Here is a 13091-nt window from a genome sequence, read left to right as displayed (position 1 = left end):
GGAATGTTACTCATCAGTAGGCCGTCCGGGCCAGAGCGGGCGGGCCGGTATCCGCACCCGTCACTGGTACGTCCCTGACAAAGAGCGGTGACCGAATCGTGTCCCTGGCGCCACTAGGGTTACTGGCCATGTGGCCAGGACAGCAGCCGCCCGGGGGCGAGCAGAACCCGCAGAACAACCCGTACCAGCAGCCGGGACACCAACAGCCCAATCCCTATCAGCAGCCCGGCTACCAGCAGCCCAACCCATACGCCCAGCAACCGCAGTGGGGTGCGCCCACACAGATAGGCGGCCCCCAGTCGCCGAAGCAGCCGGGCGGGGGCGACAACCGGACGAAGCTCGTCGCGATCCTCTGCCTCACGGCCGTGGCTCTGACCACCGGGGTGACCGGCTTCCTGGTTCTCGGCGGGAACAAGGACGACAAGGCCGACGGCGGGTCGAACGACGCCAAGTCGAGCCCGTCGCCCACCGCTTCGGCCTCCGCCGACCCGAGCGCCTCGGACTCGGGCTCGGACGACAACCCGCGCGGCACGGAGACCGAGAAGCCGACGATCCCCGGCTGGAAGGTCGTCGTGAACCCCAAGCGGGGCGTCGCCTTCGACGTCCCGGCCGACTGGGAGGTCCAGTCGGCGGGGGTGAGCATCGGCTTCGAGGAGCACAAGGACGGCAAGCTGATCACCATCATGTCCGGCGTGGCCGAGTACAAGTCGAAGTGGTGCACGTCCGACGACGACAAGGACGGCCGCGAGGAGGACACGTCGCTCGCCGCGGTGGGCACCAAGGGTGCCGACGGCGCCAAGGACACCAACGAGGTGGCCGTGAACACCGTGGGCTGGTGGGTCTACGGCGGCTACACCCAGCCCGACAAGAAGAGCCTGACGTTCGACCAGAAGGCCAAGCCCTACACGACCACGTCGGGCATCAACGGCAGCATCGCCTGGGCCCGGTCGAACAACACGCCCCAGAAGGGCAAGTGCGCGAGCGACGGCAAGGCGCTCTCCTTCGGCTTCAAGAACTCCACCGGGGACTTCGTGTCCTGGAACTTCTACGGTGCCAAGGGCGTCGGCGAGGAGGTCCCCACCGCGACCATCATGAAGATCCTCAGTACGGTCCGGCTGCACGGAACCCCGACCGGCGGCTGAGCGGCACCCGTGGCGGCGCCGGGCGGCACCGATCAGCCGATGCCGAACGCGCCGTCCGGAGGCTCGGGCGACGGTACGGCCTCGTCGTCCCGCACCGGCCCGGCATCCCCGGTGAACTCCCTCAGTGTGGCGCCGTGTTCGACGCGGGCGGGGAACGCGTCGGAGGCGGTCCGCCGGGTCAGCGCGGCCACGTCGAGCGGGCGGTGCGCGGCGATCAGCACCGCGTTGCCGAAGCGGCGGCCGCGCAGCACCGCGGGTTCGGCGATCAGCGCGATCTCCTCGAACACCTCCGCGAGGGTGGCGAGTTGGGAACGCAGGAAGGCGAACGGGGCGGCGTCGGCGAGGTTGGCGAGGTAGACCCCGTCGGGGCGCAGCACGCGCTCCGCCTCGCGGACGTAGCCGAGGGACGTGAGGTGGGCCGGGACGCGGGAGCCACCGAAGACGTCCGCGATCAGGACGTCCGCCGAGTCGTCGGGGGCGGCCTCCAGCCAGGCGCGGGCGTCGGCGGCGTGCACCGAGACGTCGGCGCCGTCCGGCAGCGGCAGGTGGGCGACGACCATCTCCAGCAGGCCGCGATCGGCCTCGACGACGTCCTGCCGGGAGCCGGGCCGGGTCGCGGCGACGTACCGCGGCAGGGTGAGGGCGCCCCCGCCGAGGTGCAGCACGTCCAGCGGGGAGCCCGGCCGCGCGACCGTGTCCAGGGCGTGGCCGAGCCGCCGCGCGTACTCGAACTCCAGGTGGGCGGGCGCGTCCAGGTCGACGTACGACTGCGGCGCACCGTCCACGGTCAGCAGCCAGGCCCGCTCGCGGTCGACGTCGGGCATCAGCTTGGCGGTCCCGTGATCGACGGCTCGGGTCACGGGTATCGGCTCGTTCACGCGTCCATTGTGCCGGGCCGTCACACCCCGGACGGCCCCGTCACTCACCGGACGCCTCCGTCACGCGAGAGGCGGCGAGGGGACCGCCGGCCGGCAAGCACCGGCCGGCGGACCCCGGCCTCCGCAGTCCCCTTCACACGAGGGCGGTCACGGTCCCCGCGCCGACGGTGCGGCCGCCCTCACGGATGGCGAACCCCAGCCCCGGCTCCAGGGGCACCTCGCGCCCCAGCTCCACCGTCATCGTGACCGTGTCGCCGGGCCGCGCGACGGCCGCCTCGCCGAGGTCGACGTCGCCCACCACGTCCGCCGTGCGGATGTAGAACTGCGGCCGGTAGCCGGTGGACACCGGTGTCGTACGGCCGCCCTCGCGCGCCGACAGCACGTACACCCGCGCGGTGAAGCGCCGGCGCGGGACCACGCTGCCCGGCGCCGCGACGACGTGGCCGCGGCGGACCCCGTCACGCGGCACCCCGCGCAGCAGCAGTGCCACGTTGTCCCCGGCCTGTGCCTCCTCCATCGGCTTGCCGAAGGTCTCCAGACCGGTGACCACCGTCTCCAGGCCGGCACCCGGTACCTCGACCCGGTCGCCGACCCGGACCGTGCCGCGCTCGACCGCGCCCGTCACCACGGTTCCGCGGCCGGTGATGGTGAGCACGTTCTCCACCGGCAGCAGGAACGGCGCGTCCAGGTACCGCTCGGGCATCGGCACGTAGGTGTCCACCGCGTCGAGCAGTGCCTCGATCGACGCCGTCCAGCGGGGGTCGCCCTCCAGGGCGCGGAGCCCGGAGACGCGTACGACGGGTACCGCGTCGCCGCCGAAGCCGTGCTCGGTGAGCAGGTCGCGGACCTCCAGTTCGACGAGGTCGATGAGCTCCTCGTCGCCGGCGTCGGCCTTGTTGAGGGCGACGACGATGTGGTTCACGCCCACCTGCCGGGCGAGCAGCACGTGTTCGGCGGTCTGCGGCATGATCCCGTCGAGCGCGGACACGACGAGGATCGCGCCGTCGAGCTGCGCGGCCCCGGTGACCATGTTCTTGACGTAGTCGGCGTGGCCCGGCATGTCCACGTGCGCGTAGTGCCGGGTGTCGGTCTCATACTCGACGTGCGCGATGTTGATGGTGATGCCGCGCGCGGCCTCCTCCGGGGCCCGGTCGATGTGGTCGAACGGGACGAAGGTGCCGGAGCCGCGCTCGGCCAGCACCTTCGTGATGGCGGCGGTCAACGTGGTCTTGCCGTGGTCGACATGACCCATCGTGCCGATGTTCAAGTGCGGTTTGGTGCGTACGTACGCCGTCTTGGGCATGGCTGTACCTCGAAGCCTGGTAGATGCTGCGGGACCCCACGGGATGGCCGACCCTCCCCCTGAGGGGTCCGCCGGACGATCCGGGGAGGGTCAGCTTCGGGCGCCGTCGACTGCGGCGACGAGGATCAGGACGGCAGCCTCCGGGGCATCCGCTACCGCGGATGCTGCGAGGACGAAGGCGTGCCGGAACATGGGACCGATCATTCACGACACCCGGCCGCCCGTCGAACGGTTTTAGGGCGGCGAACGGTTCTCAGGACAAGAGGGCCGGGGGCTTGGGGACTTGGCCAAGGCGCCGACGGCGCGCACTCGGCGGCGCCCGCCCAGCCCCGGCCGGTCCGCAGCACCTCCGGGAACAGCCCGACCACCAGGTCGAGGTGCTGCTCGTGGACGCACTCGTGAGCCGGGCCGGACGGCGATCACTCGCATCCGTCCGCTAATGTCACCGAATGCTCGATGCCACCACCCGCTCTGGGGGCACCGCCACGGCCTCTCCCCGGGCCGCCGCCACCGAGCCGGCCGTCGCCGTCCCCACGGCCCCGCCGGTCCCGGTCGTTCCGTCCGCCCCGCCGGCCGGCCCAGCCGCCCGCTGGGCGCGTGTGCTGCTGTCGCCCTGGGCGCGGCTCGCCCTCCTGCTCGTCCTGCTCACGGCGGCCGGAGTGTCCGTGCTGCTCTTCGAGCCGCAGAGACTGCTGGCACACGGCTGGCCACCGCAGCTGGGCGGGGCCGTCGCGGCGGTGGTGTTCGCCGCGGCGTACGGCCTGTGCACGGTGGCGTTCGTGCCGCGGCCGCTGCTGAACCTGGCCGCGGGCGCGCTGTTCGGCTCGCAGCTGGGACTGGCGGCGGCGCTGGCCGGCACGGTGCTGGGCGCCGGGGCGGCCTTCGGCCTCGGCCGCGTGCTGGGCCAGGACGCGCTGCGCCCGCTGCTGCGCGGCCGGCTGCTGAAGGCGGCGGACGGGCAGCTCAGCCGGCACGGCTTCCGTTCGATGATGGCGGCCCGGCTCTTCCCTGGAGTCCCGTTCTGGGCCGCCAACTACTGCGCCGCCGTCTCCCGCATGGGCTGGACGGCGTTCCTCCTCGCCACGGCCCTCGGCTCGATCCCCAACACCGCCGCCTACGCCGTCGCCGGCGCCCGCGCCTCCGCACCCACCTCTCCGGCCTTTCTCCTGGCGATGGCCTGCATCGCGGTACCGGCCGTGCTCGGCACGGCGGTCGCCTGGCGCAAGCGCCACCACCTGCGGAACCACTGACGGCACCGCACGCGTACGCGTACGCGACGTCCCGGTCGGTACGGCGGCCGGGACGGTCGCGGGTGACCGAGTCCCTACGGCCGCTGTAGCCGTCCGGTAGCGCAGTGTCAGTCCTTGCCCCTAGGCTGTGGCCATGTTCCGCGATTCAGTGGCCCCTGGTTCCGTGCGGTCCGCCGCCGAGCTGAACGAGCAGATCCGGTCGCTGTGGCTGCGCTCAGGCGGGTCCCTGTCGGCCCAGGAGCGCGAGGCGTACGAGCTGCTGGTGGTCGAGTGGGCCGCCGCGATGAGGGACGAGCTCATCGCGGCCGCCTGACGTCCCCGGTCCACGGGCGGTCGCCGCTCCGGCCCGGGCCGGCCCGTTCGGGCGACCCGGTTCACGCTCAGCGTCCGCCCGACACCCGCAGCACCGCTCCCGTCGTGTAGGAGGCGTCCGGTGACATCAGCCATGCGACGGCCGCGGCGATCTCCTCCGCCCGGCCGGCCCGGCCCAGCGGGATGTTTCCGGCCGCCCGCCGCGCCCGGTCCGGGTCGCCCATCGCCGCGTGCATCCCCGTGTCGATCATGCCCGGCGCGACCGCGTTGACGCGGATGCCGTCCGGACCGAGTTCCTTGGCCAGGCCCAGGGTGAGGGCGTCCACGGCGGCCTTCGTCGCGGCGTAGTGGACGAACTCCCCGGGGCTGCCGAGTGTGGCGGCCGCGGACGACACGTTCACGATCACGCCGTTCTTCCGGGGCGCCATCAGCTGGGCCGCACGGCGCGAACACAGCAGGGTGCCCAGCAGGTTGACGTCCACGACGCGACGCAGATCGGCGGTGTCGGTGTCGGCGAGCCGGCCCAGCGGTCCGCTCACCCCGGCGTTGTTCACCAGTCCCGTGATGGGCCCGAGCCGTTCCTCCGCCACGGCGAAGAGCCGTTCGACGTCCGCCTCCACCGAGGTGTCCATCCGCACGGTCACCCCGCGCGCCCCGGCCTCGAGCACCTCGTCGGCCACCGCCTCGGCGGCCGCGGTGTCGTCGACGTACCCCACGACCACGTCGTGCCCGTCGGCCGCCAGCCGTCGGCAGATCGCGGCCCCGATGCCCCGGCCACCGCCGGTGACGACTGTGACGAGACGTTTCATTCTGACCTCCGCAGCACCGAGCGACCACACCCCATGTGATCATCCTAGGACCCCGGCGCTCGCGCGCGGAGACAGGAATTCCGGGCGCCTCCAAGGCCCACTGGGCGGGATCTTCCGGGGCGCGCACACTGGAGCCATCCGCGGGGGTAGGAGGGCACCGTATGAAGATGTTCGGCCGGTGGCTCACCTCCCCGTGGCGGCGTTCGGTGCTCGCCGCGCTCGCGGGTGCCCTGTTCGTGTTGGCGTTTCCCGCCCCGTCGCTGTGGTGGTTCGCCTACGTCGCCCTGGTCCCGTGGATCCTGCTGGTCCGTTCCGCTCCGACCGGGAGGCGGGCGGCGTACGACGGCTGGTCCGGCGGGCTGGGGTTCATGCTGGCCGTCTTCCACTGGCTGCTGCCGAACCTGCACGTGTTCACCGTCGTGCTCGCCGCGCTCATGGGCGTGCTGTGGGCGCCCTGGGGCCGGCTGGTACGGCGGTTCCTGGCGGGGACGCCCTCGCCGGGGCGGGCGGCGGCCGCGCTGGTCGTGCTGCCGTCGGCGTGGCTGGCGATCGAGCTCGTCCGGTCCTGGCAGGGGCTGGGCGGACCGTGGGGCATGCTGGGCTCCAGCCAGTGGCAGGTGGCCCCGGCGCTGCGGCTGGCCTCCGTGGGCGGGGTGTGGCTGCTGAGTTTCCTGGTGGTGGCCGTCAATGTCGCCGTCGCGCTGCTCGTCGCGGTCCGCGCGGCCCGGGTGCCCGCGGTGGCCGGGCTGGTGGCCACGGCCGCGGCGACCTCCGCGGTGTGGATGTGGGCGCCGCGCCCCGGCGTCGACGGCCACGTCCGGATCGCCGTCGTGCAGCCGGGTGTCGTGGCCGGCACCGAGAGCGGGCAGCGGCGGTTCGACCTGGAGGAACAGCTGACCCGTCGCCTGGTGGGACAGCACCCCGACCTCATCGTCTGGGGCGAGAGCAGCGTCGGCTTCGACCTGAGCCACCGGCCGGACCTGGCGCGGCGGATCGCGGCGCTGTCCCGCGCGACCGGCGCCGACGTGCTGGTCAACGTGGACGCCCGGCGCTCCGACCAGCCCGGCATATACAAGAGCTCGGTCCTCGTCGGCCCGAACGGCCCGACCGGCGAGCGCTACGACAAGATGCGGCTCGTCCCGTTCGGCGAGTACATCCCGGCCCGCTCGGTGCTCGGCTGGGCGACCTCCGTCGGCCGGGCCGCGGGTGAGGACCGCAGGCGCGGCACCGAGCAGGTGGTGATGGACGCCGGCCACGGCCTGCGCGTCGGCCCGATGATCTGCTTCGAGACGGCGTTCCCCGACATGAGCCGGCATCTCGCGCGGGACGGCGCGCGGGTACTGCTCGCGCAGTCCTCGACGTCGACCTTCCAGCAGAGCTGGGCCCCCGAGCAGCACGCCTCGCTGGCCGCGCTGCGTGCCGCCGAGACCGGGCGGCCGATGGTGCACGCCACGCTGACGGGCGTGTCCGCCGTGTACGGCCCGCGCGGGCAGCGCGTCGGCTCCTGGCTGGGCACGGACACGAGCACCGCGCGCGTGTACGACGTACCGACCGCGCACGGCGTCACCCTGTACGTCCGCTTCGGCGACTGGCCCGCGCACGGCGCCCTGCTGGTGCTGGCCGTGCTGGGCGCGGCGGAGGGACTGCGGGCGTTCAGGCGGCGCCGGAGCGCTCCAGAACCGCCCGTACCACCCGTTCGCACAGTTCGTGGGTCTCCAGCGCGTCACGGGCGCTGAGCACCTTCCCGGCGCGTACGGCGTCGAGGAAGGACAGCACGGCCTGCTCGATGCCTCGCTGCCGGGCGACGGGCACCCAGTCGCCGCGCCGGCGCACGGTCGGCTGCCCCTTGTGGTCGACGGTCTCGGCGAGGTTGACGACCTGCCGCTTGGTGTCCTGCCCGGAGACCTCGAGGACCTCCTCCGTCGAACCGCTGAGCCGGTTCATCACGCCGAGCGCGGTGAATCCGTCCCCGGCGAGTTGCAGCACGACGTGGTGCAGCAGGCCGTCACGCACGCGCGCGCGTACGGTGACGTCGTCGACCTCGCCCGGCACCAGGAACCGCAGGGTGTCCACGACGTGGATGAAGTCGTCGAGGATCATCGTGCGCGGTACCTCGGGCAGTCCGATGCGGTTCTTCTGCATCAGGATCAGCTCGCGGGGGTGGTCGGCGCACTGCACGTAGCCGGGTGCGTGGCGCCGGTTGAAGCCGACCATGAGCGAGACGTTCTGCTCCTCGGCGAGCCCGACCAGCCGCGCGGAGTCGGCGAGTTCATAGGCGAGCGGCTTGTCGACGTACGTCGGCACGCCCGCCTCCAGGAGCCGGGTGACGATCTGCGGGTGGACGGCGGTGGGGGCGTGCACGAAGGCGGCGTCCAGGTCCTGGGAGAGCAGGGAGTCCAGGTCGGCGTGGCGCCGCTCCGCGGGCAGGTGCAGGCTGTCGGCGACCCGCTGGAGCGTCCCGGGCGTCCGGGTCTGCAGGTGCAGGTCGACTCCGGGTTGGGTGCCGAGCACCGGCAGGTAAGCCTTCTGCGCGATGTCGCCGAGTCCGATGCAGCCGACCTTCACCTGGGCTCCTTCACCGCTCTGCCGTGCCTGACTGCACGGCAGCATACGGGGGCTGCGGGGGACGCCAGTCGGCGATGCCGTCGAATCCGCGCAGGAGCAGGTCCGGGCCGACCCTGGACAGCGCGGCGATCGCGTGGTCGCGCAGGACGATCCCGGCGCGGTTGCGCATCATGTCGAGCCGCGCGGCCCTGACGGCCCGGCGGGCGATCATGGTCGTGCGGGGCAGCCGGGCCGCGGTGTGGGCGGCGAGGTCGTCGGCGTGGTGGGCGAGGACGACGGCGTCCTCGATGGCCTGGTTGCCGCCCTGCCCGAGGTTCGGCGGCATGGCGTGGGCGGCGTCGCCGATGAGCACGGTCCGGCCTCGGTGGTGGGCGGGCAGCGGCTGGGCGATGTGGTGGACGTCGTGGCGCAGCACGTCCTCGGGACGGGCGGCGGCGATGACGGCGGGAATCGGGTCGTGCCAGTGACCGAAGCGGCGCAGGAGTTCGGCCTTCTCGTCGTCGGCCGCGCGCCGGCCGGGAGGCGTGACGGCGGCGGCGTACGCGTAGACCCTGCCGTCCTTGAGCGGGTGCGTGCCCCACAGGCGTCCCCTGCCCCAGGTCTCGTGGGAGGCGAACTCGGCGCCGGGTACGGGGATCACGAGCCGCCAGGTGGTGAATCCGGCGTAGACGGCCCCGGGATGGGCCGGGAACAGCGTGCGGCGCACAACGGAGTGCACACCGTCGGCGGCCACCACCAGGTCGGCCTCCAGTTCACCGTCGGGGGTGCTCACGCGGGCCGGGCGGTGGTCGTCCCCGGGGTCGGCGAGGCGCGCGTCGGCGGCCGTGCGGACGGTGCCGGGCGGGAGGAGGGCGGCCAGGCTCTCGATCAGGGTGGCGCGGTGCAGCAGGACGAGAGGGCCGCCGAACCGCTCGGCCGCCGCGGCGGCGTCCGTCCTGGTGATCCAGCGGCCGGACGGGCCGCGCAGCCCGCCCTCGCCCTGCCAGGCGGCGAGATCGCGGATCCGGTCGCCGATGCCGAGGACGTCCAGGGCGCGCAGGGCGTTCGGGGCGAGCGAGATGGCGGCGCCGACGGGCTCCAGGGAGGGGGCCCGCTCCAGCACCGTGACCTGCCGGCCGCCGAGGTGCAGGGCCGCGGCCGCGGTGAGTCCTGCGATGCCGCCGCCGATGACGACGGCGCGTGGCTGCTGGGGCATGGCTCCTCCTGCACAGTGAGACTACATCTGTAGTGAACCGGCGACTCGACGATACTACGGATGTAGTGCGCTGCACTACGGGTGTAGTCGCCGGGTAGGTTGATCTCCATGTCCGCACGTCCCGAGAGCGCTCAGCGCGCCGATCTCGTCGCCGACACCGCGCTCGCCCTGCTCGCCGAGCGCGGGATGCGCGGTCTGACGCACCGGGCGGTCGACGAGAAGGCCGGATTGCCGCAGGGCTCGACGTCGAACCTCGCCCGCACCCGGCAGGCCCTGCTGGAACTGGCGGTGCGGCGGCTGGCCGAGCGGGAGGCGCGGGTGCTGGCGCTGCACGAGATGCCGGACCCGCGAACCGGGGGTCTCGACTCGCTGGTGGAAGGACTGGCGCTGGCCACCCACCGCGCGCTGACCCGCAACCGGGCCCTGACGCTCGCCCGCTACGAGCTGGCCCTGGAGGCCACCCGCCGCCCGGAACTGCGGTCCTACTTCGACGCGGCGGGCGCGCGCTTCCGTGACCAACTCGGCACGCTGGTCACGGCGATGGGCTCGACCACCCCGGAGCGGCACGTGCTGTCGCTGGTCGCCTGGGCGGACGGGCTCATGTACTCCTGCGTGGCGGGATCGTTCCATGCCCGGGTGCCGGAACTGGAGGAGTTGCGGGCGGGATTGCGGGAGCTGCTGGAGGGGATGTTCGGCGCCGGAAAACCCTTGGTGTGACGGGCCGGGTGTGGGCCAGGATCGGGGCATGACGACCGAGCGACGACAAGAGCCCGCCCAGAACGCCTCCGAACGCGCCATGCTGGAAGGCTGGTTGGAGTACCACCGGCAGACGCTGGCGCAGAAGTGCGAGGGCCTGACCGACGAGCAGTTGCGGACCGCGTCCGCGGAGCCGTCCGAACTGACCCTGATGGGTCTGGTGCGGCACATGGCCGAGGTGGAGAGGCACTGGTTCCGCAACATGCTCCTGATGGACGACCCCGGACCGATCTACTGCGACGAGCAGGACCCGGACGGCGACTTCCACGTCACCGAGGCGGACACCTGGGCGGAGGCGTACGCCACCTGGCAGTCCGAGATCGAGACCGCCCGCCGCAACGCCGCGGGCCTCGGCCTGGACGAGCTGTCGCAGCGCAAGAGCAACCGCACCGACGAACCGTTCAGCCTGCGGTGGATCTACACCCACATGATCGAGGAGTACGCCCGGCACAACGGGCACGCCGACCTGCTCCGCGAGCGGATCGACGGAACGACGGGAGACTGAAGCCGGCATCCGTCACCCGGCGTCAGCGGCGGGCGCGGTGAGACACCCCTTACGGGGCCCAGGATCACCCGTCCGTGGCATCCTCCGCCCGGCCGCGGTCCGATCACGGCCCGCACCCAGCAGAGTTGCACGGGTGCATCGTACGACGACCACCGCAACGCTCCTGGTCTCCGCGGCCGTCTCGGCCCTCTCCGGCTGTGTCACGGTCGAGCGGCCGCCCGCGCCCGGCCCGGCGGCGGCCACCACCACCCCTCTATCGGTCGCGCGCCCGGACGGCAGCGCCGGGCACCCGGCCGTGCAGGCCCCCGCCCGCGAAGCCCTGGAGCACATCGGCGACCCGCGCCACTCCGCCACCCCGGTCGAACCGGCCCAGGCGCCGTCCGCGGGAGCCCCGCCCGGGAAGCGGCAGCCGCCGGCACCGGCGCACTCCCCCAGCCCGGCCCCGGCACACGCGGCGCCCCGGCACCCACGGCCCGCGCCCCCACCGCGCGCACAGCCCCCCGGCCCCAAGCACGCCCTGCCACCGAACGCGGACCTCTGCGCCCTCGGCAGGCAGTACGGCGGCTGGAAACCGGACAGCCCGGAGACCAGGATCTGCCGCCAGACGTACAACCACTGAGACGCAACGGGCCTGCACCATGGACACGGCGCAGGCCCGGCAGCGACCACGCGCGGGCGGACGTACGCCCGCCCGGTAAGGCACCCGCCCCCCATCAATCGTCGGCGAGCGCAACCCCGCAGCACCACACACGGGCCCCGGCACAGCACCACGCGGACAGGCGGACAGTGAACCACCGCCTCACGGCGGGCACGGCGCAGGCCCCACAGCAGCCCGGAAGAAACCACACACCGGCGGACGTACGCCCGGTAAGACGCCCGCCTCCCGTCGATCGGCGGCGAGCGCAGCTCCGCAGCACCACACACAGCGTCCCCGGTGCGGCGGCGTCCGGGCGGTTGTGCGCCGCGCCCGCCTCCCCGGCCTCGGCGGCCCGGGGGTGCGTCCTACGACCGCTGCCGCGGCGGGCCGCCCGGCTCCGGGCCGGGCCCGCCCTCCCCCAGCCGCAGCGCGAGGCGCTGGATGGCCGAGCGGACGCCGTCGCCGTAGTGGTCGGGGCCGAGGGCGCCCGCCGCGGTGCGGGCGTGGTGGAGGTGGTCCCGGGCGGCCGCGCGGTGGTCGAGTTTCGCGTAGTCGGCGGCCAGGTTGAGATGCAGGGACGGGTACAGGGCGCGGGCCGCGGGCGCGCCCTCGCGCCCGGCGAGCCGGTCCCCCGTCAGCTCCTCGGCCGCCGAGAGCGCCCTGAGATCCCAGGCCAGCTCGTCCGCGGGGTCGTCCTGGGTGTCGGCCATGTAGTGGGCCAGCGTGCAGCGGTGCAGGGGATCGCCGTCCTCGCCGATCTCCGCCCACAGGGCCAGGAAGCGGCCCCGGGCCTCCTCGCGGTCCCCGGCGTGATGCAGCAGGACACTCTGCCCGATCCGCGTCAGCAAGGCGTCCGACGACGCCTGCTCCTGTCGCTCCACCACCGCACGCCTCCAGGCCCGTCCCGACCGACGCCTACGACGCTAACCGCGACAACCGCCGATCGGGCGCCCCCGCGCCCACGTCACCCCAGGTTCGGGATCCGCCAGTCGATCGGCTCGTGCCCCTGCCGCGCCACCGCCTCGTTGATCTGCGTGAACGGACGGGAGCCGAAGAACTTCTTCGCCGACAGCGGCGACGGGTGCGCGCCCTTGATCACCACGTGCCGGGTCTCGTCGATCAGCGGGAGCTTCTTCTGCGCGTAGTTGCCCCACAGGACGAAGACCGCGGGGTCGGGCCGGCCGGCCACCGAGCGGATCACCGCGTCGGTGAACCGCTCCCAGCCGCGTCCCTTGTGGGAGTTGGCCTCGCCACCGCGCACCGTGAGCACCGCGTTCAGCAGGAGCACGCCCTGCCGGGCCCACGGCATCAGGTAGCCGTTGTCCGGCACCGGCGTGCCCAGCTCCTCGTGCATCTCCTTGTAGATGTTGCGCAGCGACGGCGGGACCTTCACCCCGGGGCGGACCGAGAAGCACAGGCCGTGGCCCTGACCCTCGCCGTGGTAGGGGTCCTGACCGAGAATCAGGACCTTCACCTTGTCGTACGGCGTGGCGTCCAGCGCGGCGAAGACCTCCTCACGCGGCGGATGGACGGGGCCCTTCGCCCGCTCCTCCTCGACGAACTCGGTCAGCTCCTTGAAGTAGGGCTGCTGCAGTTCGTCGCCCAGAACCCCGCGCCAGGACTCGGGCAGCATGGCGGTGTCGGTCACGTCAACGTCCTCACGATGTGCGGTCACTTCCCGGTCTCAGAACCTACAGGCGACCACTGACAACGGACTCACGCCCCGAAGTACGCCCCGC

General features: G+C 73.2%; 14 protein-coding genes. 7 read left to right on the top strand and 7 right to left on the bottom strand.

Features of this window, described 5'->3' with window-relative positions:
* The first annotated feature begins 128 nt into the window (after positions 1-128).
* Entirely contained in the window at positions 129-1142 is a 1014-nt protein-coding gene (locus tag TNCT6_RS27105) for a hypothetical protein (protein ID WP_141363070.1), read from the top strand.
* Positions 1143-1174: 32 nt separating this feature from the next.
* Here TNCT6_RS27105 and TNCT6_RS27100 read toward each other — a convergent pair whose 3' ends face one another.
* Positions 1175-2020, bottom strand: a complete 846-nt coding sequence (locus TNCT6_RS27100; protein WP_141363068.1) for a spermidine synthase — start codon at positions 2018-2020, stop codon at positions 1175-1177.
* A gap of 133 nt (positions 2021-2153) precedes the next feature.
* On the bottom strand, positions 2154-3323 hold the full coding sequence (tuf, locus tag TNCT6_RS27095) for an elongation factor Tu (protein WP_141363066.1): 1170 nt from the start codon (positions 3321-3323) through the stop codon (positions 2154-2156).
* 449 nt (positions 3324-3772) lie between these two features.
* Here tuf and TNCT6_RS27090 point away from each other — a divergent pair, with 449 nt between their 5' ends.
* Positions 3773-4573, top strand: a complete 801-nt coding sequence (locus TNCT6_RS27090) for a TVP38/TMEM64 family protein (protein ID WP_141363064.1) — start codon at positions 3773-3775, stop codon at positions 4571-4573.
* Between the two features lie 133 nt (positions 4574-4706).
* Positions 4707-4886, top strand: a complete 180-nt coding sequence (locus TNCT6_RS27085) for a hypothetical protein (RefSeq protein ID WP_141363062.1) — start codon at positions 4707-4709, stop codon at positions 4884-4886.
* A 67-nt stretch (positions 4887-4953) separates the two neighbouring features.
* Here TNCT6_RS27085 and TNCT6_RS27080 read toward each other — a convergent pair whose 3' ends face one another.
* Positions 4954-5694: an SDR family NAD(P)-dependent oxidoreductase gene (locus TNCT6_RS27080; protein WP_141363061.1), complete on the bottom strand. Its 741-nt coding sequence runs from the start codon at positions 5692-5694 to the stop codon at positions 4954-4956.
* 161 nt (positions 5695-5855) lie between these two features.
* On the opposite strand from TNCT6_RS27080, the gene lnt reads away from it, so the two are divergent.
* Complete coding sequence (gene lnt / locus TNCT6_RS27075; protein ID WP_141363058.1) at positions 5856-7430, top strand: apolipoprotein N-acyltransferase; 1575 nt, start codon at positions 5856-5858, stop codon at positions 7428-7430.
* Here lnt and TNCT6_RS27070 read toward each other — a convergent pair.
* Together TNCT6_RS27070 and TNCT6_RS27065 are read right to left on the bottom strand one after the other, a co-directional pair.
* The gene (locus TNCT6_RS27070) at positions 7348-8259 is read right to left on the bottom strand and encodes a Gfo/Idh/MocA family protein (RefSeq protein WP_141363056.1); all 912 of its coding nucleotides are present in this window, start codon (positions 8257-8259) and stop codon (positions 7348-7350) included. The genes lnt and TNCT6_RS27070 overlap by 83 nt on opposite strands.
* 10 nt (positions 8260-8269) lie before the next feature.
* Entirely contained in the window at positions 8270-9454 is a 1185-nt protein-coding gene (locus TNCT6_RS27065) for an FAD-dependent monooxygenase (RefSeq protein WP_141363054.1), read from the bottom strand.
* A gap of 108 nt (positions 9455-9562) precedes the next feature.
* Here TNCT6_RS27065 and TNCT6_RS27060 point away from each other — a divergent pair, with 108 nt between their 5' ends.
* From TNCT6_RS27060 to TNCT6_RS27050, 3 genes are all read left to right on the top strand, one after another.
* A complete protein-coding gene (locus TNCT6_RS27060) occupies positions 9563-10171 on the top strand; it encodes a TetR/AcrR family transcriptional regulator (protein WP_141363052.1) in 609 nt (202 codons plus the stop codon).
* A gap of 28 nt (positions 10172-10199) precedes the next feature.
* Positions 10200-10715 carry a DinB family protein gene (locus TNCT6_RS27055; RefSeq protein ID WP_141363050.1) on the top strand — a complete coding sequence of 172 codons (516 nt, stop codon included), beginning with the start codon at positions 10200-10202 and terminating at the stop codon, positions 10713-10715.
* A gap of 133 nt (positions 10716-10848) precedes the next feature.
* Positions 10849-11334 carry a hypothetical protein gene (locus TNCT6_RS27050; protein WP_141363048.1) on the top strand — a complete coding sequence of 162 codons (486 nt, stop codon included), beginning with the start codon at positions 10849-10851 and terminating at the stop codon, positions 11332-11334.
* 383 nt (positions 11335-11717) lie between these two features.
* Here the strand turns inward: TNCT6_RS27050 and TNCT6_RS27045 are convergent, their stop codons facing one another.
* A complete protein-coding gene (locus tag TNCT6_RS27045) occupies positions 11718-12236 on the bottom strand; it encodes a hypothetical protein (protein ID WP_141363046.1) in 519 nt (172 codons plus the stop codon).
* Between the two features lie 80 nt (positions 12237-12316).
* Positions 12317-13000, bottom strand: coding sequence for a uracil-DNA glycosylase (ung, locus tag TNCT6_RS27040; RefSeq protein WP_141363044.1), 684 nt, complete (start codon positions 12998-13000; stop codon positions 12317-12319).
* Positions 13001-13091 lie beyond the last annotated feature (91 nt).

The organism is Streptomyces sp. 6-11-2 (genome assembly GCF_006540305.1).
GTDB lineage: Bacteria > Actinomycetota > Actinomycetes > Streptomycetales > Streptomycetaceae > Streptomyces.
This window is presented reverse-complemented; position numbering and strand designations above follow the sequence as displayed.

Coding starts and splice junctions, on each gene's coding strand:
- TNCT6_RS27060 (WP_141363052.1), top strand. CDS start 9,563: ATGTCCGCACGTCCCGAGAGCGCTCAGCGCGCCGATCTCGTCGCCGAC.
- lnt (WP_141363058.1), top strand. CDS start 5,856: ATGAAGATGTTCGGCCGGTGGCTCACCTCCCCGTGGCGGCGTTCGGTG.
- TNCT6_RS27090 (WP_141363064.1), top strand. CDS start 3,773: ATGCTCGATGCCACCACCCGCTCTGGGGGCACCGCCACGGCCTCTCCC.
- TNCT6_RS27080 (WP_141363061.1), bottom strand. CDS start 5,694: ATGAAACGTCTCGTCACAGTCGTCACCGGCGGTGGCCGGGGCATCGGG.
- TNCT6_RS27065 (WP_141363054.1), bottom strand. CDS start 9,454: ATGCCCCAGCAGCCACGCGCCGTCGTCATCGGCGGCGGCATCGCAGGA.
- tuf (WP_141363066.1), bottom strand. CDS start 3,323: ATGCCCAAGACGGCGTACGTACGCACCAAACCGCACTTGAACATCGGC.
- TNCT6_RS27085 (WP_141363062.1), top strand. CDS start 4,707: ATGTTCCGCGATTCAGTGGCCCCTGGTTCCGTGCGGTCCGCCGCCGAG.
- TNCT6_RS27055 (WP_141363050.1), top strand. CDS start 10,200: ATGACGACCGAGCGACGACAAGAGCCCGCCCAGAACGCCTCCGAACGC.
- TNCT6_RS27105 (WP_141363070.1), top strand. CDS start 129: ATGTGGCCAGGACAGCAGCCGCCCGGGGGCGAGCAGAACCCGCAGAAC.